The organism is Novosphingobium sp. JCM 18896, assembly GCF_025938095.1.
In the GTDB taxonomy this organism is placed as follows: domain Bacteria; phylum Pseudomonadota; class Alphaproteobacteria; order Sphingomonadales; family Sphingomonadaceae; genus Novosphingobium.
Genome location: NZ_JAPCZF010000014.1, coordinates 1 through 19,989, shown reverse-complemented (window position 1 = coordinate 19,989; position 19,989 = coordinate 1). Strand labels below are relative to the sequence as shown.

The following is a 19,989-nucleotide window of genomic DNA, read 5'->3' as shown; positions in this document are numbered from 1 at the left end:
GCGGTGCCTGCCCAAACACGATTTCACCAAATTCCTTTTTTCAAATTTGATCCAAGAGGTATTCGGATTGAGCGTTCGTCATACTAGGGCCGCCCTCAAACTTGGAAAAACTTAAGCTCATGTGAATCTGAAGCACGCATCATGACAGACCATTTCTCTGCCAACGCAGCATTCGATAGAGCCGAGAGTCCGATTCTGTCCCTTCAGCAATGTAACGAAACAGCTGTCTTAATACGACATCTGGGTCTAGCTCATTCCCAACAAAACCGAACTTCAATCCCGTTAATTTTGTGGGGCGATCAAGAGCACATTCGAGGCTGTCGAAGTTGTCATCGGGAGGTGGCTGTAGTCGAGTTTCGTTGCCGACAAGCGCCAAAGCCCCGTCTTTCAACCCACAGTCGCGATCGATTTCCTCAATTAATGTAGCATCCGCCGGCCCTTGGGCAATCGAAAATGCGAGTGTCAAGATTGGCGAGGCGAGAACCAACCGGATGCGAGCCAACGTGGCATTGAACGAAGGATGCCCCCCCCGGCGGGAGATTCACAACTGAGGCCTTCGACCTGCGCCGAACCTCAAATCAACGGACGCTATCCCTCCTTCCGCTGCAAGCGGAATTTCCGGCCCCCACAACCCAGCAGCCCCTCATCCCACATAAACACGGCCGCTTTCAGGGAGCTCAAAGGAACACCCGAACGACGGCATGTTGGGCGATCTGCGCCAGCATTAGTCTTCGGGATACCCGAGCAACGCCGCGACCGTTGCAGACCGCTCTTCCAGTGTCGCCGAATGGAACTTCGCAGCATCCGTCATGAATTCAGGAAGGGCTTCGCAGACGGCCTCCGCGCTCGGATCCGGCAAAATGACGCCTTCGTTTTCGGTCAGCGCGATGCGCGCCACGCGTCCCCCGCCCACAGCAAGTATCTCGCCAGTTAGCGAGCAGGCATCGCTCATCAGGAATGCAGCGGCACCAGTGACCTTCTCCGGTGGCATGGTACGGCGCAGCCACTCGCCATAGTCCGAGGACAGGAAGGTCTCCGTCATGCGCGTCCGGGCGGAAGGCGCGAGAGCGTTGACGCAGATCCCGTGCGATTTCCCATCAACCGCCAGACAACGCACCATCCCTAAGACAGCGCCTTTGGCAGCAGCGTACGAAGCATTGCCCGCAGCACCGAAAATCGCCGCGGAGGTCGTATAGAGCATGCGCCCATAGCCTTGCGCAGCAAAATGGGGCCAGGCGGCGCGAGCGAGCCAGAGCCCCGCCTTCACATTAATGTCGAGAACACGCTCGAGAGCCAGGGTCGAGAGCGCATCCACCGGCGTAAGCTCCGGCACCGTGCTGGCGTTGTGCAGAATACCGTCGATGCGACCGAAGGCGTCGCGTGCAACCTCTACTGCCTGCGCGGATTTTCGTTCGTCCGCCAAATCGACGGTACATGCGATCGCTGCTCCGCCTGCCGCGGCGATCTCAGCTGCGACCGAACCGGCCGGACCTTGATCCGGAATTTCACCTTCCATTCCGACCCCGTTGTCCGCAACGATGACGTGCGCACCTCGCGCGGCTAGCTCGAGAGCATATGCTCGACCGAGGCCCCGCCCGGCACCGGTCACGAGGATGACCTGCTCATCGAGCCTGATCTTGTGATCTGAAACGCTCTTGTTCATCCCCGACCGTTCCGCACTCCTGGGCCGCGGCGACTAAATTCCGCCACCCCTGTTCGTCTGATCTCCGGAAACTATGGCTGCCTTTCGGAAAAGCAGTTAGTTCCTCGGACGGCGGCGATGTCGGAAGGAACGAACAGTCGCCAAGATGTTTACCGCCTATCGAAGGAAGTAACCCGCCACCTTCCAGGATCGACCTTGCCTGGCGAGCGTTATCGTCTCTATGCCAGTTCGGCTCAAGAATTTCGTTTCAAACTGTGCGATCACATAGTCGCCCGGCGGTGCACCTGGCAGCGAGCTCGCTCTCGTGGCCGATATGTATTTACGGGTAATCATCCTGCCAAGGGGACGACGGATCGGCTCTATCACGCCTGCCCACTGCACCGCAGATAGCTGAGTGTTGAAAATGCTGGCCGCGGTGCGCCAGCTTTCCTGCCAAGCTCCTCGATCAAGAAGGTTCGCCTAATCCTGCGCAGCCTTCAGGCTCTCTGAATAGGACTGATCGTGCGATGGCTCCGGGGCATAAGCGACTGCATGGAGATCCGGCCGGGCATTCTCGTTCTTCGGCCCGATCAACGCGAGTGCACCAGCGGCTATAAGTATCGACATGATCCAGCATTCCTCCCGATATCCAAAGGAAACGATGGTTATCACTGCGCTCCCGCTGCGCGCCGCCTTGCCTGATCGTGGCTGCCCGCATCACCTCGATTTCTTGGCCCCCTACGATATTGGGGGCGATGTCCTCTGATGCTGCCAAGAGGCGCGCAGCTTCGCGGCTGCTCGAAACTCCGAGTTTTTTCCGCGCATCGCGCAGCCTCTCATTTACGGTGTGGACGGACAGCTCCTGAATCTGCGCGATGGATTTCGCATCGTGTCCGCGCAGCAATAGGCGGAGAGTTTCCTTGTCTCTTTCTGTGAGCATCAAGCTCGACATCTCCCTGATGCATCTCGCCTTGCGCGGCCAACAGCCGACCCTCCCGCGATGCGCGGGGGACCTTTTCCAACGTATGAACGAAGGTCTGCTCTGAAGGTACGCTATTTGGGTCCGCTACGGCTGCAATGAATGGCGGCAGCGGCGAGAGCTCGGGCGGTGACGCCAAAGGTGCCGACTTTCCGGGCGAGTGGTCTGAGCCCCGCGATTTCCTCCAGATTTGAGTAGAGTCCGGCCCATGGAAGGAGTCGGACGGAATGAAGCGCAGCAGGTTCAGCGAAGAGCAGATTATCGCGATCTTGAAGGAGCAGGAGGCCGGGTTGCCGACGGCGGACGTATGTCGCCGGCACGGAGTGAGCAGCGCGACCTTTTACAAGTGGAAGGCCAAGTTCGGCGGCCTTGAGGTGTCGGAGGCGAAGCGCCTGCGGCAGCTGGAAGACGAGAACACGAAGCTGAAGAAGCTGCTGGCCGAGGCGATGCTGGACAATGCGATGCTCAAGGAGATCACTGCAAAAAATGTATGGTCCGCCCCCGTCTGGCAAGCGTGAGATGCGGTTGGCGGCACAGTCTGCGTAAATGTATCCGGCCTATGTGTGGGACATCTCGATCCCTGGCCATGATGGGATACGCGCACGTCCGGCCTAACAATTGGTCCAGCCTTCGAGGGCTGCATTTTTGAACCAGGCTTCGGTCGTGACACCATCGACTGCTTGCCATCACTCCTCGTCTTGCAGACTTCTCCGCGCGGTGCTTGCCGGTCAGGCGGCGATCGGCACGGGTGGCCGATACTCCTCCTGCCGGGCAAGCACCGCCCAACTGATCCTCACGATCTTGTTCGCCAGCGCGACCACTGCGACATTCTTGTGAACTCGCATCTCGAGCCGGTCGAGCCAGGGGCCGTGGCCGCACTCGCGGTTCATGTGCAGGCTGGCCGACCGTGCGCCGTGGATGAACAGTCGTCGCAGGTGGCTATTGCCGCGCTTCGACATACCGAGCAGCGTCGATTTGCCGCCGGTGGAATGCTGCCGGGGCACAAGGCCAAGCCATGCAGCAAGATCGCGGCCTCGCTTGAAGCCGGTGCCGTCGGCGACCGCCGCGACCAGCGCCGTGGCAACTAACGGTCCGACGCCAGGGATGGCGAGTAGCCGCTGGCAGCCCTCGTCAGCGGCGGCGATCATCGCGATCTCCTTGGTCACGGTGACGATGTCGGCTTCGAGGCCGCGCCACTCGCCCCAGAGCTGCTGCAGGATCATCCGCATCCGCGGCGACAGAGTGGATCGCTCGTCGGTGAACAGAAGCGGCATCTCGCGCGCCATGTGTCGGCGGCCGGCACGGAACACGATACCGCGCTCTAGCAGGAAGGCGCGGATCTGGTTGATGACCGCCGTTCGACGGCTCACCAGGCGTTCGCGCACGCGGTGTAGCGCTTGCAGATCGAGCTGATCGACCGACTTTGCCGGCACGAAGCGCATCGTTGGGCGCTGCACGGCCTCAGCGATTGCCTCTGCATCGAGGTAGTCGTTCTTGTTGGACTTGAGGAACGGCTTTACGAACTGGGGCGCCATCAGGCGCACGTCGTGCCCCAGCTCGACTAGCTCGCGCGCAAGATGATGGGCGCCGCAGCAGGCTTCCATGCCGACAAGGCATCCCGGCATTCCCTCCATCTGTCGCATCAGCTGAGCTCGGCTATGTTTCTTCTTCCATTGGATCGCGCCGGAGGCGTCGACGGCAACCAGGTGGAAGGTGGTTTTGCCGATGTCGATGCCGATCACTGCAACGTCTGCCATAACTGCTCCTCCTTGATGAGACGGACAGGATGCTCCTGACCGCGTCGCTCCGTAAGGGGGCGGACCATCCCACAAATGGTGACGCCCGCTGTTCGGCGGGAAGCGGTGGCTCACCTTGAGCAGATGTTTGAGGTGAGCCAGCGGCGGGCGTGCGATGTGCTGGGCGTGGACCGGACGATGGTTCGGTATCGCAGCCGGCGAGGCGATGACGGGGCGATCCGGGAGCGGATGCGCGGCCTGGCGGCCGAGCGTCGCAGGTTCGGCTATCGCCGCCTCCACTGGTTGCTGGGCCGGGAGGGCGTGAGGATCAACCACAAGAAGTTCCGGCGGCTGTATCGCGAGGAGCGACTGCAGGTGCGTCGCCGCGGCGGCCGCAAACGGGCGCTGGGCACGCGTGCGCCAATGACGATCCCGCAGGGCCGCAACCAGCGCTGGTCGCTGGACTTCGTATCTGATGCGTTCGCCTGCGGTCGGCGGTTCCGGATCTTCGCGGTGGTCGACGACTTCACCCGCGAGTGCGTCCGGCTCATCGCCGACACCTCGATCTCGGGCGTGCGCGTGGCGCGGGAGCTGGACTGGTCGATGGCCGAACGATCGCGCCCGGCGATGATCGTCAGCGACAACGGCACCGAGTTTACCAGCATGGCGATCCTGCGCTGGTCGAAGGAGCGCGATGTCGAGTGGCATTATATCGCGCCGGGCAAGCCACAGCAGAACGGGTTCATCGAGAGCTTCAATGCGCGCCTGCGAGACGAATGCTTGAACGAGACCATCTTCACCAGCCTGGCCCAGGCCCGGTCGGTGCTCGCCGCCTGGCGACACGACTACAACCATCACCGGCCCCACTCGAGCCTGGGGAACATGACCCCGGCTGAGATGGCCGCCCAATCAATCGGCAAACCGGGTTGGGGGTTAACCCCCAACCCGGTTGTCATCACGCCCACGCATGGGCATCAATCGGGCCTCCGGCTCTACTCATAGGTGGAGGAACGTCGGGGCTCAGACCAGAGAACATCGACGTAAGAGTGAGCCTGTCACGTCGATTTATGACACCCTGCGAAGCGTGATAATCATATCCTGCGGGGCCAACGGCTCTCATACAATCCGGCACAACGCCAGCAGGAGAAAGAATGCGACCGCGCATCCGACGCTGAGCAGCTGTGCCGCGGCCATATTTCCAATTGCGAGTTGCGGAAGCGGAACGCCCTCTTCGCGTCGCTCGAGATCGTGACCTCCTCGATCTTCTACCAAGAAATCTTTCCATGAGCGACGGTGCTTCACGTCCGAGCTCGTTTACGATTTTTACGAGGCTTCCGTGCGGCATGGTGTAGGATGCCGATCGTAACCGATTGGTGATCGCTGTTCAGCCCCCGTTGCCGCGCCGCGAGATTGAGCGCGCTCAACGTATCAAGGAGCGATTCGCCTCAGCGCGCGCAGCGTGGCTACCGTGCCGGTCGAAACCGTGAACGGCGGTTCGACCAGATGCCAAGTCACGCTGCGAAAGCGGCTCGCTAGCCGCACCACTTTGACCAACTCGCTCTCAAGCTTTTTGACCCCTTGATTACCGGTGATCTGGCCCCAGACGAATCTAGATACAAGGGAGATATGGACGTCGGTGGCGTTCCTTTTGCTGGCGTCTTTGAGAGCCTCTGAAACGGCGCTGTAGATGGCGCGATGATTGGTGCCATCACGTTGGTCAAGCTCAATGAACCGCGCCTCATCATGCAGAACCAGCTTCGTCACTCCCGGATTTGGGCAACTTGACCCGTCACACAAATACTCTGCCAGCAGAGTACTATGCGGTGGCAAGACTGCGCCTTGATAGACGTGAACGGCGATCGGTTGTCCGAATTGCATGGTGATGAATCCCCTTTCGAAGTCACCTAGCAAGAGGTCTGTCAACGAGAGGTTGACGTCAGCGTCGGCAGGCGCGCCTCGGCCTGCGATCTGGATTGGAATGGACTGACCTAACGCTGTCAGATTCTAAGCAACGGAAAAACTTATGAATGAGCATGTGACCTTGCCAGACCGCGCCAGCCTCATCAGCTACCCGGGCCAATTACTCGCCAAAGGCGCAGCGATCGCGGGGCCTTGGGATCAAGCCGAAGTGGATCAATTCGTCCGTCGCCTCTGCGGTCTCGGCCATCTGAGCAGGGGCGAGATGCTAAATTCCTTGATCGGCCTCACGGTGCCGAGGGATTTCCGCCATCTTCGTATCGTCGCTCTAGATCACCCGGGTCGCCGAAGGGCGATGACGAACATCCGGCAGGGCCCATTGGATCTGCGTGAAGTGATGATCAACCTAGCCTGTTTCGCCTCTACCATCTTCGAAGAATATGGTCAGGACTGTATCTGGCACGAGACAATCGCAATGCCGATTGAAAACCCCAGCAGGTTAGAACTCGGTATTCGCTTTCGCCCCAGGATCTCGGCAGACCCTGTCGTTCCGTTGGAGGGTTGGTTCTTCCAGGAGGGTGTATTCGACACAGACGTGCATCGCGGCCGTCCGGCGTTCAACTGGGGCAACGTCCATCAAATCGATGTCTTGCCGCCAAAAATCTCGCCTTAATAAATCTCAAGTTTTTCTTCCCGCTCGCTCCTTTCATCTGACCTAGAGTAAGGCGAGTGGGCGAGGAGAGTGTCAATTTAGTGGCAGTAATTCTGCTTGAAATTATAAACATAACTATTTTGATCTGTTATAATTAGCGTGCGCCCTCCCTCATCGGAAATGAATCTATAGAAATGAGTATCTGACTGTCTTGCAAATAGTTTATTGCCATCCCGAATTAGAATAAATGGGGAACTCAGGCCTACGCCGATTTTTTTTCGTTCAATTTTGAAATCAAAAGAATTGGTGTCAATTTTAAGGATGGTCGGTTCAATGGTTATTGAATAATTGCCATCCCCATAGCATCCGACATATGTATCAACCTTTAGTTCTTGAGGGTCTTCAAAATTCGAACACGCGCTCACCATGAGGGATGACGCGAGAAGAAGCTTTTTTAGTCGCCTACTGACCATGGAAATAGCACCTGCTAATTGTAGTCTCGCCGGCGGTAGCGGTCGCCGAAACGCCCAGGTTTCCTTGGCCTATCGTGGGGCCGGGAGGGGAGTATCCCACCGAGCCGCCCTCCGCGACCACCTCACCTGCGGCACTCTGTGTCCAGGAGTAGCTGCCACCCACTGGTCCTAGTGAACCGCCAACCCCGGCCGTTTCGCCATAGCCCACGAAGTCCGCTAGCGACCGGGCATAGCCAAGGTCACGTGTGACACCGAGGCCCAGCCCAAGCCCACCTCCTACTGTTCTGTAGTTACCATGTGAACCAGTTTTTAGATTTCGCCATTGCCCCCAACTTACGGCCAATCCTCCAAGTAGAACCAAACTTCCTGTATTGCCAAAATATTGAATCTTTCCAGGCTGAGCCAACGCCTGCTCACAAGGCGATTGCTCCCTCTTTGGCACTATGCTTGCAGTCGCTGCGACAGAAAGTGCATACTCGTCTATTATATTAGGGTTGATAGGAAAGCTCAGGCCGCCCCCTCCCGACCATCCGCCCGCACCACGACTTGTGCCGCCGCCTGACGGGCAGTTTAGAGGAGGGTAGTCACCCACTGTAACGCAGAGTCCCATCGGATCCGTTCGATTGACTGGATCGGCATTGACATAATTGTACCAGTTGGGTCCGTCTGGATAGCCTGCCGGATCGGTTTCAAGGAAGCGCCCAAGCTTAGGCAGATAGATGCGCGCCTTGTAGGTATACATCCCAAGTTCCGCGAGCCACGCTTGGCCGGTGAACTGAAAGCGGCCGCTATTGGCAGCTCCGGGGATGCCGAACTCGTCGTAGCTATTTGTCGTCATCGGCGCTCCACCACCGTTGGTTATCGAAACCACCGATCCACGCTCGTCCGCGACGAAGTAACGTTTGTTTGAGAAATCGGAGCCTTCGTACTGCACGATCGGCTCGTCGACATTCGGACCAAACACATAGCGCCGTAGGATCGGCGTTCCACTTCCGGTGCTGAACTCTGTCGATATTTGCCCATCAACATATTGGAAGCCATATTCGCCGCCTGGCGCGTTCAAAACGACGTCGATCTGGCCCAGCGGATCGGGATAGAAACCCACGTTTGTATCGTTGCGATAGACCAGCTCGTTCTTCGTGGAGTGGTTGTAACTCGCCGTCCCGCCCGCGCTTGCCAGGTTGCCCTTCACGTCATAGGTCGGCACCACCGGTCCCGCCGTCGTATACTGGTTGAGCGCATTTGCACTGTACGTGTGGTTGAAGTTCGAATGCGCGGTCCAGGCATAGACGTCGTTGGCGGCGGTCCGGCTGATGATCTGACTTGCCGGATTGTAAGCGAAGTTCGTTGCCTGGTCGTATCCTGAGGCCGTAACCGATCCCGAAGAGCACGCAAGCGTTCCGCCGCCCGAGAGATCTTGCCGAAGGCAGGTGAGGCGTGAGGCCGCGTCGTAGTCGTAAGTCGTCACGACGCCGTTCCCGCGTGTCAGACTCGAGCGCCGCCCGATGGCATCATAGCCAAATGAGGCTAGTGTGGTCGAACCGTTTTCGAGAATGGCGGTCATCTCGTCTGTGTCATTATACTGGTACGTAACGTAGCGGCCGTCAGGCCAAGTCAGCCGCGTACGCCGGCCGTTGGCGTCGTACAGCATTGTGCGCGTCGAAATGCTGTCACCCTGGCTCGTCACACGGCCGAGCGCGTCGTAACCGAAGGTCGCGGCGTGCGTGTTCGTATCGACCGCCGACAGCAACCGGCCCAAATTGTCGTAGCTGTAGGTCACATCGGAATCATATATGCTCGATCCGGGATAATCGACCGACTTTACGCGCCACAGGTTATCGTAGGCATAGCCGATTGTGATCGCTAGCGAATGTCCACGGAGGCTGCGGTTGGTGAGCCGTCCCACGCCGTCGTAGGTCAATTGCACCAGATCGGCCGCCGTCCCATTGTCGCAAGCCGTGGCCGTGGTGGCGTAGCATTCCCTTAGCAGACGATCGTGCCCATCGTAGGCATAGCGCGTCACGTTACCCTTGCCGTCGGTCATTGTGCGTATCTGGTCGTTGAGACTGCGGGTGTAGGCAACCTCGTCGCGTTGCGAAGCGGTGCCGAAGCCCGTTATCGCGCGGTCCAACGCCCCCGCATATTCCCAAATGTACTTTGTAATGCGATCCGGTCCGAAGCTGCCGGCCGAGCCTAGCGAGCATGCGCCGGGGGAGGACGAGAAACTCGCCGGATTCATTCGCACCGTCTGGCAGTCGAGTCGTCCAGCGCCGTTATAGCTCCACTGCTTCAGTGAGAACGTCGTCGTCGCGGTCCCATCGGTGACGAACTCCGATGTCAGCCGCCCGGCGATGTCGTAGGCAGGAAAGGTGTACTGGATCGGCGAGAAGCCCGAGCCGTCCCAGTTGACAGGGCCGATACCACGAGAGTCGACCTGACCGTCACCGTTATAATGCAGCACCAGCGCGCGACGTTGTCCGGTAGGCGAGCCACTGGGCGCCGGCGAACGAACCCCTATGAGTTGCCGGTCTGCCGCATAGGCCATCAGCGTCTGCTGGCCCAATGGCTTAGTCACACTTACGACATTGCCGATCAGGTCGTTGCCATAACTGGTCGTTGCGCTGAGCGAATTGTCGCCGCGCCGCACCGTGTTCGAGGTCAAAAGCATGTTGGTTGCAGATGGGCCGCCCGCGTAACCCAGATCGGTCTCGACCTGATCCGAGGTCGCGCAGGGCCACGACGCGGTGATGCAGGACGTGACCTTCCAAAGCAGGGTAACGGCGTCCGGCGCCAGAGTGACCGTGTTTGAGTTGACCTTGAACCAGGCCTGCCCGGTCCAGTAGGTGTAGTGGGTCTCCGGACGCGGCGCGCCGGGAGCGGGCGCGGGCAACTGAAGATAATCGATCGTCCCGTTTGCATTGTAGTAGTAGTTCGTGACGTTACCAGCGGTGTCCGTCATCGTCGCAGGCCTGTTGCAGGTCGCAGGATTGCCACACGTCCCCGGATAGGTCGCGCTGGTCGTGAGCGCGCCAAGCCCGGATCCACCCTTTGCGGTTCGGATCGTCGAGGTGACATTCGCACGGTCGTCATAGGTATACGACGTGTAGTTGCCCTCGGGCAGAGTGGCTTTCTTTAGGAGCCCGTTGGGATAATACTCGAACGAAGTGGTCTGGCCGTTTTCGTTCGAGATGCTGGTCGGCCGTTGGATTTGCATGTCCGACACGACGACTCTGGGTGTCGGGATGGTTGGGGTCGTAACGGACGCCGTCATCGTGTTACCGGCCGCGGCAAAGTTGTATGTCCAAGTCCCGACACCAGCCACGGCCACGCTTGAGACGCGGGCGTTACCGTCGTAACCGTAGGTCACGCTGTTGCTTGTCGGCGACGATGGCCGCCGAACGCCCGTCAGCCTGCCATTGACGTCGGTGATGTAGCGCCTGACCCGGCCTTCAGGATCAGTAACGGATTCGATCGTATCAGAGCCCGAGATCGACAGCCCATAAGACAGGTTTGGCCAGGGCTGCGTGAAACCCGAACAGGTGTCCGCGGTCGGGTCGCAGTAATCCGTGCCACCGTTGATCGCGCGCACGTTGGTGATCCTGCGCCAATCAGCGAAGTTTGCCGAGGTCAGCGTATCGGTGGCATAGGTGTATTTGAGCTGGAATCCGGTCGCGGACCTCGCGGACTGAAGTCGCGCGATCCTTGTGAAGGATCCCGGAATCTGAAGCTTTTTGTAGTAGAGGTTGACCTTGTAGCCGTTCGGCCTCGCGATGCTGGTCGCCAATGCGCTGGCGACACCATAGTACGCGATCGAACCTGTGGCAGAATCCTTCTCGAATACAATCACCGTTCCGTCGGAGTCGGTGAACCTATAACTCATTTCCTCCTCTTGTAAGGTCGCTCCATTTGCCAGGTCAGGTGTGTAACCAGGTCCCGACGAATAGGTGAACCCGACGCTTTTGTTGCCCAAGTCGATGGTCAAATGATTTTCTAGATCCGGCTTGAGGGAGATCATCAGATTATGACGCCAGATATACTGGCCGGACCAATGTCGGACGTATTCGAGGCCATTGTCCGCGGTGCCAATGGAGACCTGGGGATCCGAGATCGAGACATTGCCGTTCAGCAGGTTCACCCCGCGCTCGTCGATATCTGAGCGCTCAGGGAGACTGGGGGGATTGCCGGTCTGAGCCTGGGCAGACGCAGAGGCCAGGGCGCTGGCCATGTACAACAGGCGCGACGAAGCGCGCTTCATTCGGGAAGCCATAAAAACCCCTGTCAGTGCTAGATTTACGCCGGCGTCAGTTGGTGGCGTATTGCCTCGGTCAGTTCGCGGACCCTGAGGTGACCACAGCTGTCCGGTTATCTGCGGCGTCGTAGCTGTAAGACACATTTACGCCGTTGTTCACCGTCCCCGAATGCACAACGCCGACTACACGTCCATGCACGTCATAGGTGTACGTGATGGTTTCAGTGGCGTGCGCGGCGTGAACCGGCGCTAGGGCCGCGCCGCCGACGGCAAGCAAGAGCAATTTAGGGTTCATTGTCAGCATGATTTCCCTTTCAATGGCCAAAAGGGCTTCAAGTCAGCGCCATTGGTTGCCTCGCCTATGACGACGATCGCAGCGTGAGCCTCTTGCACCGAGGTTGGCAAGCACCGTTCGTTCGACATTGGATGCAAGAGAAGCGCGTACTGTCATCGGCTTTGCCCGCTCGCTCGCTGAACAAAAAAATCTCCACTGTCGGGGAGGTGGTCGCATGCGCCGGCCCAGCGTCAGCGTGTCAACGCTGTTCCAAAGGGTGGGGATCGAAAAGCCGGAACGGAATGAATCATATGTTTGAATTGAAAGGAAAATTCAATGGACATTGGACTTTGTAAACTGAATGCATTGTCGCTGGCTGAAATCAAGGCGAAGATAACGGAACTTTCGAATACGATAGACCAAATGATTACGCTGAACGATCATGCCGTCGCTAGCGCCGTTTTCCGGTCAAGCGCGCAAATCGAGCCGCTCTCGAGCGGAGCAAAACGGATACCCGTGGCACGGGAGGTTAGGCGACTGCTGCAGATCTCAGGTGAGAATGGCACGACCGTCGAGGAGATCGTACACATCCTATCGAAGAAACAACCGATAGTGGCTCAGACCGTCAGGGGCGCTCTTCATCGTAGCCGTGCAAGCGGCACGGCCAAAAGCGTTCGGCGTCGTTGGTATGCCGTTGCGCCAAGTTAGTGGCTGGCCCAGGCGTCCCGAAATTCCGCTAATCCAAATTCGAGCCAGTCGCGACGCTCGGTATTGAGACGAAGGTTCGAGTTCCGCGCCGTCCCCGACAGGGCCTCCATCGAAACCACCCGCAAACGCTGGCGGTTGTGCTCCATGACGGCGTTGTCCAGCATCAGCATTGCGTCGGGCCAACTGACGCGAGGCGTTCTTACGTCGTTGTTACGCAGCCGACAGACCGGCTCCTCTTTGGTGAGGCCAGGTAAAAGCGCAATTCCGCCGATCTCCCTTATCATGCTGCGTCGCAGGACGTGACCGAACACGGGCTGCGGGGCTCGGCGGATATCGAACTTGAAGCGGGAGCGTTGCGCTACTGCGCGAAGCTGATTCCACTGGGCGGAGAGGCCGTTGCGCATCGTCAACACGGGGTGCAGCCCGTGTACTGCCAGAATGCCCTTGGAGCGGAGCCGTCGATATCCATCGGACGCGAACGCAAGAATGGTCAGAAAATCCTCGGGTTCGGGAATGCGATCGATGAGGCGGTGGGCGAGGATGAGGCGGCTGGCATCGTCAACAACGAAACTTGCAGTTGGCTTGAAGGGGGCATTGGTCGCCACGATCAAATCGGGCGTCGTGTGGTCGACAAGCAGGCGGCCGCCAAAAACGTCAGGGAACAACAGTTCCTTTGTTTCATCGTCCTCAGTCGTCGCCTCCGAGGGGCGCAACGCACCCTTTTGTCCTCGGGATAACGGGGACAGCGAAAGTTTGGGATCATTCAGGGTCCAGATCGCGATCAAACGGCGGAGCGTCGCGTCCGCGGGCACCGGCAGGTCTTCTTGCGCTGCTCGTGCTTGCACATCGCGTATTACCGTCGTTTCCGATTCAGGCGACTGCCTCCCCACGTGCTCTCGTACGACTTGGCGTACCAGTTGAATGACGCGCTCGTTGAGGCGCGAAGCCCGAATCTTTGAAGGACCCGCATGAGGCACCAAAGACGCGAGGCTGCGACTGCTCCTCCAATCCTGCAACAGCTTGTAGACTTGTGATCGGCCCAGTGAGAGGCGCGCCATCAAGTCGGCCGCCGCCTCGCAGCCGTTTTCCACATCCATAACCGCTCGGAGCCGTTCGAGCGCCAGAATCTGACGCTCTTCGGTCAGTTGGACAAATATCAGTCGCTCCGCCTCCGGCAACTGCCCGGGCCAAATCTCTTCGAGGCTGGCAAGTGCCGCCATCGTTCCCACACCTATGAGTCATAACCTGTCGAATCGCCTCCTCGTGAGGGATCTCACAAGGGCAAGAGCGGTCGAGCGCGCTCCATATAGTGTCCGAAATCTGCAAATCATCTCGAAAAAAGGTGCCAAGCGAAAAAAAGATCCGACGCCTGCACTTTCCACGAAAACACAGCATCGCCATCGAGTTAGATGGTTTATAATTAGTTAACGTCCGAAATTTTTAGATCAAATTCCGATTATTTTCGATTAACACCCATTGCCATGTCGAAAAATTTCTCCATTTAGCGCCGCCGCCACACGCAGCGAGGTACTCAAATGAAGTATATTCCCAACTCGGCATTCCAGGCAGGAGGCTCAGCGTCGGATCCAATCCTGCAACAGAAGATAAGCATCCAGCACCCGTGTGTGGGTCGCGTCGATGTAGAGTTTCATCCTGACGGCCTGCCTGTGCGGCATGTCATCACCCACGGTGGCAGGATTGTCTCGGGAGTGCATCCGAGCGTGAAGATGGGACGCGGCATGCCGTGGTCGTCGGTCGGCGAGCGCGCGCTCGTCCGTCACCTTGACTACCAGTTTAACTGTCAGGGTTTCTTGGTGCAGCCTTGCGCGATCCGATGGCGCGAGAATGGAAAGCCGCAGGTCCGTTTTCCTGACGCCATTGCTGAAATCGATCATCAAATCTGGATCTACGAGGGTAAGCATATCCACCCCAACGTATATGATCGGTCTCACGAGCAGAAGAATGTGATTCCGCTTGAGATTTATCGGGCATTGGGCTGGCAATTTCAGCTGAAAACGACAAGCATGATGACCAGCAACGCCGAGGAGTTGATCAATCAGCAGTCGCTATTTCGAAACCAGTTCGTCCGGTTCGATCATGTTCACGAGATCATCGTTCGAGACGCCCTGACGGAGGGCGGCAACGTGATGCTGCTCTGCTCGCTCATTGAGCGCTTGTCTCGGGCCGTGAATATTCCTGCCGAAACTGCCGAATCCATGATCCTAGCGATGGCCGTCCGCCGGCTCGTGCGCTTCAATATGAAGAGACGGATCAGTCCAGTTTCTCCCGTCTATCTGGTGGCACCGCGAGCCGCCGGAATGAAGATCCTCAATTTCTGGGAGAAGCCTAATGACTAAGGCCGAATTCTTCACGCAGATGGACTTCACCACGAGCGCACCCGTCATCTTGGATGAGCAAATGCACGCATTTTACTCGGTTATGCCGGGAAGCGGTGCCTATAACTTCATGGACTCCAACCTGGGTACGCCATACCTGTTCACCGATCCTGAAACGGGAGAGCAGCGTCTACCGCTGCCGCGCGATCTCGAATTCCTGCTTTCCACTGGGCGTATGAAGCCGATTTTCATGGATCAGGGCCGCAAGCCCGTGAGCAGGCCTGTCGATGTGGATCTAGCCGAGATCCAGCGCCTCGATAGAGAGGCCGTGGCGCGTCAGCTCATCCTGCGTCGGTATGACGAGAACCCCGTGAAGAAATCGGACTCCGCCTTGAGGGCGTTCGGAGAGGAGCTTTGCAGCGAACTCCTCGCCGCGGGTCTCGAAAAGGTGCCGCATCCGTCGACGATAAGGCGGTGGCTGGCAGGCCGTGGTACTGCCGGTGATCGCCCACTGGCAGTGATGGTCAACATGTCAGGCCGTGTGCCGCGGAGGCGCTCGTTCGATCCGCGTACAGAAGCAAAGCTCTCGGAGTCTCGTGACCGCTTTTGGCTGAACCGGGACATGACGGAGGGGCAGGTGATCGATGAAGTTCAAGACTTTGTCGATGGCCACAACCGGGCTGCGCGGGCTGACGACCAGCTCAAAAGACCTTCTGCCGAGACCATTCGCCAGCGAATCCGCAAGTCGGAAACGGCTGAACTTTACAAGCAGAAGTTTGGCGACAAGGCCTTCCGGACGAAGTACCGCACGCCCTTCGATCGACGATTGAATGCCACCCAAATTCTAGATACCGGTATCGTCGATCATACGGTCGTGGACAATATGGTCGTCCTCAGCGCGAAGCATCGAGCCCTGCTTGGCCGGCCCATCCTGGCGATCATGGTGGATGTCGCCTCACGCTGCATCCTTGCCCATTACATCACTTTCGAGAAGCCGTCGCTCCACACCGCTTCCCAGCTGCTAAAACGGGCAGTTCGTCCGAAATACCATCTCCGCAAAAGGTTTCCTGACCGGCCCGACGGGGCCGCGATTTATGGGCTCGTATCGACCCTGGTTTATGACCGTGCGATCGAGACGATCGGTGTCAGTCACCGAGATGCCCTGGCCGATTTGGGCGTCGAGGTCGTCTATGCGGGTGCAGGCGAACCACAGGCGAAAGGGATAATCGAACGCCTGTTCAGGACGATCAATAAGCTATTGTTCCATCGCCTCCCTGGGAGCGTGCCGCTGCCGGCCTCTCTGATGCGCGAGATGGGGTATGACCCTGCGGACACAGCCGTCCTGACCATCGAAGAGCTCGAGATGCTGCTTGAGGAAGCCATCAACGTCTACCACTACCAAATCCACAGTTCGCTCGGGATTTCGCCGATCCAGTTCTGGATCGACCAAGGCAGCCGCGTTCGTACTCTCGCAGACCCCTCCGTGCTCGATCACATGGCGGGCATGGTGTTCATGCGCACGCTCGATCGGAGTGGAGTGCGACTTTTTAATCTCCAGTATTGCTGTGAGAAGAACGTGCCTATCCTTCTTGACGCTATGGCCGCCCAGGAGCGTACCAAGCGCGGCAAGCGCAAAGGTTCTGTAACGTGCGAGGTGAAGATCAAGGTGAACCCTGAGAACATCGGTTCGATCTACGTCTTCAATCAGCACGACAAGCAGTATTACGAGCTGAAATGCACCGATCCCTCTTATGCCGATGGGACGTCGCTCTGGCAGCACAAAGAGATCCGCAAATTCGCTGTGGCGCGCGGAAACAGCTTCTGCTCGACAGAGAGCCGACGCGGCATGAGGCTGGCCCTCGCGCAGAGCATCGAAGAGGCGTGCCCGGAAATCACGCTGAAAGCGAAGCGGCATCAAAAGCGGCTCGAAGATGCCTTCCTCGCAGACAGATCCTCGGAGAGCCCGATGATTGCAGCCGATGTGGATGACGATCTCAGGGTCATCGAGATCGAGGTTGCACCAGCTGCCACGGAACGTGCCGATCGTGGCGTACCCCAGCATTCTCCGCAGCGCGGCAAGACGGCGCGCAAAGCGAATGCACGTCGACGCCCTCCTGTCGCGCGAAAGCAAAGCTCTACGCGCACGCCACTGGTGGCGATGAGTGAGGACATGCTGGCCGCCGCCGCGTCATCCTGGGCGGCAAACTGAGGAGGCGGCCATGGAAAGCAGCGTCGTCGAAAGCAAGGTCGCTCAGTTTGAGCTCCTGCACGTGCCAAACCCCCGAGAGGCGGCCATTCATGGCGTCCTCGACAACATGCGCAATATCGGCCGGCTCACGGCCGGGCAGCCGCAACGTGGATTACAGCTCCTGGCCCCGAGCTACTCCGGAAAATCTACGGTTCTCAAGATGTACGCCGACAAGGCCAACGCGGCGGTCGGCGCCGGCAAAGTACCTGTATTTTACATGGAGCTGGCTACGGCGACCACGCCCAACCAGATGTACGACCAAATGCGCTTCGAGCTGGGAGATCCCCTGGCGCGGGTCAAGGATGAAGGGCAGCGGTTTCGGCGTATGTGCGGCATTCTCCAAGAGCGGGGCGTGGAGCTCATCATCATCGATGAGACCGCACATATCCTGAAGTACAATACTCAGAACGTTGCGTGGCGCGTGTCAGAAGCGTTCAAGCGAATGCTGAATGAAGGTGTGGCGCCAATCGTCTTTGCCGGAGATGAGAGTGCGGCAGCCCTGTTCTCGAACGCTCAGCTTCGAAACCGAATGCTGTGCCCTGCGACGCTTCCCAAGCTGGATCCGGCCAATCCAATTGACCTTGGATATGCAGCCGTGTTCTTCGGGCAGCTGGACAAGATAATGGTCGCCAATGGCGTTGTCGAAAAAAAGGCGAACCTGGACAAGGGTGTTCTGCCAGCGGCGCTGTGCGCAGCTAGTGGCGGGGTCCTTGGCACGGCCTGCAACATCATTCGCGAAGCGCTGCGCATTGCGCTGTCGCAGAGTGCCGCGAAAATCGGGGCCGAGCACATTTCGGAAGCGATCGCGCGTTGGGCAATACCGATGGGGTTTGTGAAAACCAACCCCCTCGCGCCCTGATGGAGGCGGCCGTGTTAGCCCAACTCCCCATGCAATTTCGCGGCCCGCTGCCGGACGAGGCTTTGATGGGCTACGTCAGTGAGTGTGCAAGCCAGTACTGCGCCCACCCGGCGGGGTTGCTTGAGCTCGCAGGGTGCCCGCCCAGTCTTGAGCGGGTACCGTTTGTCGAAAGGCATGACAGCGATCGGCTTGCCCACCTCCTGTCGCAGCCGTCTGAGGATTTCGCGGCGTTGACCTATCAACGCGTGCATGCCTCGCCGCGACGGCTGAAATTCGTTTCCTTCAATGAGGTGACGCTGCGACGATCTCACCTTCTGGCCAGCCGGCGGCGTTTATCCCCGGCCGCGATGCGCAACAGCAACCACGTTCGCGCGCTTGCCTTGGTCGAGGCCATCGGCTTCTGCCCGGAAACGTGGACTGCGCTCACAGATCGCTGCCTTGCTTGCGGCAAGCCTCTGACTTGGCCAAATCTCGATCACGTTTCCCACTGCCACCACTGCGGCGCGGACCAACGACACTACGAAACGGCCAGGATACCAGAGCACCTCCACGAGGCGCTGACGTTCTGGACGGGGCTCGTGCATCCGCTAGCGGAACGACAGGTGGAAGCCGCGAGCCGATTGCCGGAAAAACTGCAGGTTCTCAGCCAGGGCGAGGTCTTTGAACTTGTCCTCGGCCTCGCGGATGCGCTCAATCCAGGCATGAGCCGTATCGAGGCGATCGGCCCGGCGGTAGAGGTGATAATGGGCTGGCCGGGCAGTGTGATCGCCGAACTCGAGGCCGACAACGCGCGCAGCAACGGGATTGGCCCAACTCTTTCCAGTCGCCTGCGCCGCTTTGCGCAGCAGGGCACTACCCTGCCTGCTGTCAGGTCTCTGCTTCTCCATGATCTTGCCAGGGACCGGGGATGCGCTCTTGGCACGAAGGCGGAACTGAAGGCAGATCTACGTAGAATCAACGGGCTTTCGGTTCGCCAAGCAGGCGAGCACCTGGGGCTTGCACCTAGCGAAGTCATTGTTCTGCGCCGAGCCGGCATCGTCCAGGCGGAGTCTGTCACACGCGGTCGGACGTCCCGCGCGCTGCTGACCATGAGCTCGTGCGAGCAGACGCGCATGGATCTGGCCGATCGCATGCCAGTCCAGGAGTTCATGCACATCACGGGGCTTTCGCTTCACGCAGTTGATGAACTGATCGACGGTGGGCACCTGGAGCGCCGCCAAAACTCGGCGATCGATGCGCTCTACGGGAGTGTTGTTCTACGCAGATCGAAAGCCGAAGATTTTATCCGGAACCTACGGTCTGAACCGCCCCGGGCTTGCCGGAGGCCATTCGGCTTAAATTATGCGGCGATGGGGGTATCGTCCAGCATGGCGTAGTAGCGCTCCTCCGCTTCGGCGGGTGGTATATTGCCAATGGGAGCGAGGAGCCGGCGGTTGTTGAACCAGTCCACCCATTCGAGCGTGGCATATTCAACGGCCTCGAAGGATCGCCAGGGGCCTCGCCTGTGGATCACCTCGGCCTTGTAGAGGCCGTTGATCGTCTCGGCCAAAGCGTTGTCGTAGCTGTCGCCTACGCTGCCCACCGATGGCTCGATCCCAGCTTCGGCAAGGCGCTCAGTATACTTGATCGAGACGTATTGGCTGCCGCGGTCGCTGTGGTGGATAAGGCCGCCGCGATGGACAGGCCGCCGATCATGGATGGCCTGCTCGAGGGCATCCAGCACGAAGCTGGCATGCGCCGTCCTGCTCACCCGCCAGCCCACGATATAGCGGGCATAGACGTCGATCACGAAGGCCACGTAGACAAACCCAGCCCACGTCGCGACGTAGGTGAAGTCCGAGACCCAAAGCATGTTCGGCGCCGGCGCATGAAACTGCCGGTTCACCTGGTCGAGCGGGCAAGGCGCGGCTTTGTCG

The 19,989-nt window shown here is 58.9% G+C and carries 14 protein-coding genes and 3 pseudogenes; 8 read left to right on the top strand and 9 right to left on the bottom strand.

Annotation, left to right across the window (positions count from 1 at the left end; all coding sequences use genetic code 11):
• Nucleotides 1–724: 724 nt before the first annotated feature.
• From OLX23_RS25175 to OLX23_RS25895, 3 genes and pseudogenes are all read right to left on the bottom strand, one after another.
• Complete coding sequence (locus OLX23_RS25175; protein ID WP_264448113.1) at nucleotides 725–1,663, bottom strand: SDR family NAD(P)-dependent oxidoreductase; 939 nt, start codon at nucleotides 1,661–1,663, stop codon at nucleotides 725–727.
• Nucleotides 1,664–1,819: 156 nt separating this feature from the next.
• Nucleotides 1,820–2,107 (bottom strand): annotated as a pseudogene (locus tag OLX23_RS25900) (DUF4019 domain-containing protein); the annotation flags it as partial.
• Nucleotide 2,108: 1 nt separating this feature from the next.
• Nucleotides 2,109–2,582: a helix-turn-helix domain-containing protein gene (locus OLX23_RS25895; RefSeq protein WP_413629941.1), complete on the bottom strand. Its 474-nt coding sequence runs from the start codon at nucleotides 2,580–2,582 to the stop codon at nucleotides 2,109–2,111.
• 266 nt (nucleotides 2,583–2,848) lie between these two features.
• Here OLX23_RS25895 and OLX23_RS25165 point away from each other — a divergent pair.
• Nucleotides 2,849–3,112, top strand: a pseudogene (locus tag OLX23_RS25165) (transposase); the annotation flags it as partial.
• Nucleotides 3,113–3,349: 237 nt separating this feature from the next.
• On the opposite strand, the gene OLX23_RS25160 reads toward OLX23_RS25165, so the two are convergent.
• The gene (locus OLX23_RS25160; RefSeq protein WP_264448112.1) at nucleotides 3,350–4,378 is read right to left on the bottom strand and encodes an IS110 family transposase; all 1,029 of its coding nucleotides are present in this window, start codon (nucleotides 4,376–4,378) and stop codon (nucleotides 3,350–3,352) included.
• Between the two features lie 72 nt (nucleotides 4,379–4,450).
• Between OLX23_RS25160 and OLX23_RS25155 the strand changes: the two are divergent.
• Nucleotides 4,451–5,359 (top strand): annotated as a pseudogene (locus OLX23_RS25155) (IS3 family transposase); the annotation flags it as partial.
• Nucleotides 5,360–5,785: 426 nt separating this feature from the next.
• Here the strand turns inward: OLX23_RS25155 and OLX23_RS25150 are convergent.
• Nucleotides 5,786–6,235 (bottom strand): hypothetical protein, encoded by a 450-nt coding sequence (locus OLX23_RS25150; RefSeq protein WP_264448111.1) that lies wholly within the window; start codon nucleotides 6,233–6,235, stop codon nucleotides 5,786–5,788.
• Nucleotides 6,236–6,380: 145 nt separating this feature from the next.
• Between OLX23_RS25150 and OLX23_RS25145 the strand changes: the two genes are divergently transcribed.
• The gene (locus OLX23_RS25145; protein ID WP_264448110.1) at nucleotides 6,381–6,947 is read left to right on the top strand and encodes a hypothetical protein; all 567 of its coding nucleotides are present in this window, start codon (nucleotides 6,381–6,383) and stop codon (nucleotides 6,945–6,947) included.
• Nucleotides 6,948–7,388: 441 nt separating this feature from the next.
• Here OLX23_RS25145 and OLX23_RS25140 read toward each other — a convergent pair whose 3' ends face one another.
• On the bottom strand, nucleotides 7,389–11,654 hold the full coding sequence (locus OLX23_RS25140; protein ID WP_264448109.1) for an RHS repeat-associated core domain-containing protein: 4,266 nt from the start codon (nucleotides 11,652–11,654) through the stop codon (nucleotides 7,389–7,391).
• Between the two features lie 70 nt (nucleotides 11,655–11,724).
• On the bottom strand, nucleotides 11,725–11,952 hold the full coding sequence (locus tag OLX23_RS25135; protein WP_264448108.1) for a hypothetical protein: 228 nt from the start codon (nucleotides 11,950–11,952) through the stop codon (nucleotides 11,725–11,727).
• Between the two features lie 306 nt (nucleotides 11,953–12,258).
• Here OLX23_RS25135 and OLX23_RS25130 point away from each other — a divergent pair, with 306 nt between their 5' ends.
• Nucleotides 12,259–12,630 (top strand): hypothetical protein, encoded by a 372-nt coding sequence (locus tag OLX23_RS25130; RefSeq protein WP_264448107.1) that lies wholly within the window; start codon nucleotides 12,259–12,261, stop codon nucleotides 12,628–12,630.
• Here OLX23_RS25130 and OLX23_RS25125 read toward each other — a convergent pair.
• On the bottom strand, nucleotides 12,627–13,850 hold the full coding sequence (locus OLX23_RS25125; RefSeq protein WP_264448106.1) for a hypothetical protein: 1,224 nt from the start codon (nucleotides 13,848–13,850) through the stop codon (nucleotides 12,627–12,629). The two genes, OLX23_RS25130 and OLX23_RS25125, sit on opposite strands and share 4 nt — an antisense overlap.
• A 315-nt stretch (nucleotides 13,851–14,165) precedes the next feature.
• On the opposite strand from OLX23_RS25125, the gene OLX23_RS25120 reads away from it, so the two are divergent.
• From OLX23_RS25120 to OLX23_RS25105, 4 genes are read left to right on the top strand one after another with little or no spacing between them, the layout of a single operon-like run.
• The gene (locus OLX23_RS25120) at nucleotides 14,166–14,987 is read left to right on the top strand and encodes a hypothetical protein (protein ID WP_264448105.1); all 822 of its coding nucleotides are present in this window, start codon (nucleotides 14,166–14,168) and stop codon (nucleotides 14,985–14,987) included.
• Nucleotides 14,980–17,175 (top strand): transposase family protein, encoded by a 2,196-nt coding sequence (locus OLX23_RS25115; protein ID WP_264448104.1) that lies wholly within the window; start codon nucleotides 14,980–14,982, stop codon nucleotides 17,173–17,175. The genes OLX23_RS25120 and OLX23_RS25115 overlap by 8 nt, the downstream gene beginning before the upstream one ends.
• Before the next feature lie 10 nt (nucleotides 17,176–17,185).
• Nucleotides 17,186–18,073, top strand: coding sequence for a TniB family NTP-binding protein (locus OLX23_RS25110; RefSeq protein WP_264448103.1), 888 nt, complete (start codon nucleotides 17,186–17,188; stop codon nucleotides 18,071–18,073).
• Nucleotides 18,025–19,449, top strand: a complete 1,425-nt coding sequence (locus tag OLX23_RS25105) for a hypothetical protein (protein WP_264448102.1) — start codon at nucleotides 18,025–18,027, stop codon at nucleotides 19,447–19,449. The genes OLX23_RS25110 and OLX23_RS25105 overlap by 49 nt, the downstream gene beginning before the upstream one ends.
• Here OLX23_RS25105 and OLX23_RS25100 read toward each other — a convergent pair.
• Nucleotides 19,413–19,989: IS3 family transposase (locus tag OLX23_RS25100; RefSeq protein WP_264448101.1), on the bottom strand; the 577-nt coding region annotated here is incomplete at its 5' end. The two genes, OLX23_RS25105 and OLX23_RS25100, sit on opposite strands and share 37 nt — an antisense overlap.

Coding starts and splice junctions, on each gene's coding strand:
- OLX23_RS25175 (WP_264448113.1), bottom strand. CDS start 1,663: ATGAACAAGAGCGTTTCAGATCACAAGATCAGGCTCGATGAGCAGGTC.
- OLX23_RS25895 (WP_413629941.1), bottom strand. CDS start 2,582: ATGCTCACAGAAAGAGACAAGGAAACTCTCCGCCTATTGCTGCGCGGA.
- OLX23_RS25160 (WP_264448112.1), bottom strand. CDS start 4,378: ATGGCAGACGTTGCAGTGATCGGCATCGACATCGGCAAAACCACCTTC.
- OLX23_RS25150 (WP_264448111.1), bottom strand. CDS start 6,235: ATGCAATTCGGACAACCGATCGCCGTTCACGTCTATCAAGGCGCAGTC.
- OLX23_RS25145 (WP_264448110.1), top strand. CDS start 6,381: ATGAATGAGCATGTGACCTTGCCAGACCGCGCCAGCCTCATCAGCTAC.
- OLX23_RS25140 (WP_264448109.1), bottom strand. CDS start 11,654: ATGAAGCGCGCTTCGTCGCGCCTGTTGTACATGGCCAGCGCCCTGGCC.
- OLX23_RS25135 (WP_264448108.1), bottom strand. CDS start 11,952: ATGCTGACAATGAACCCTAAATTGCTCTTGCTTGCCGTCGGCGGCGCG.
- OLX23_RS25130 (WP_264448107.1), top strand. CDS start 12,259: ATGGACATTGGACTTTGTAAACTGAATGCATTGTCGCTGGCTGAAATC.
- OLX23_RS25125 (WP_264448106.1), bottom strand. CDS start 13,850: ATGGCGGCACTTGCCAGCCTCGAAGAGATTTGGCCCGGGCAGTTGCCG.
- OLX23_RS25120 (WP_264448105.1), top strand. CDS start 14,166: ATGAAGTATATTCCCAACTCGGCATTCCAGGCAGGAGGCTCAGCGTCG.
- OLX23_RS25115 (WP_264448104.1), top strand. CDS start 14,980: ATGACTAAGGCCGAATTCTTCACGCAGATGGACTTCACCACGAGCGCA.
- OLX23_RS25110 (WP_264448103.1), top strand. CDS start 17,186: ATGGAAAGCAGCGTCGTCGAAAGCAAGGTCGCTCAGTTTGAGCTCCTG.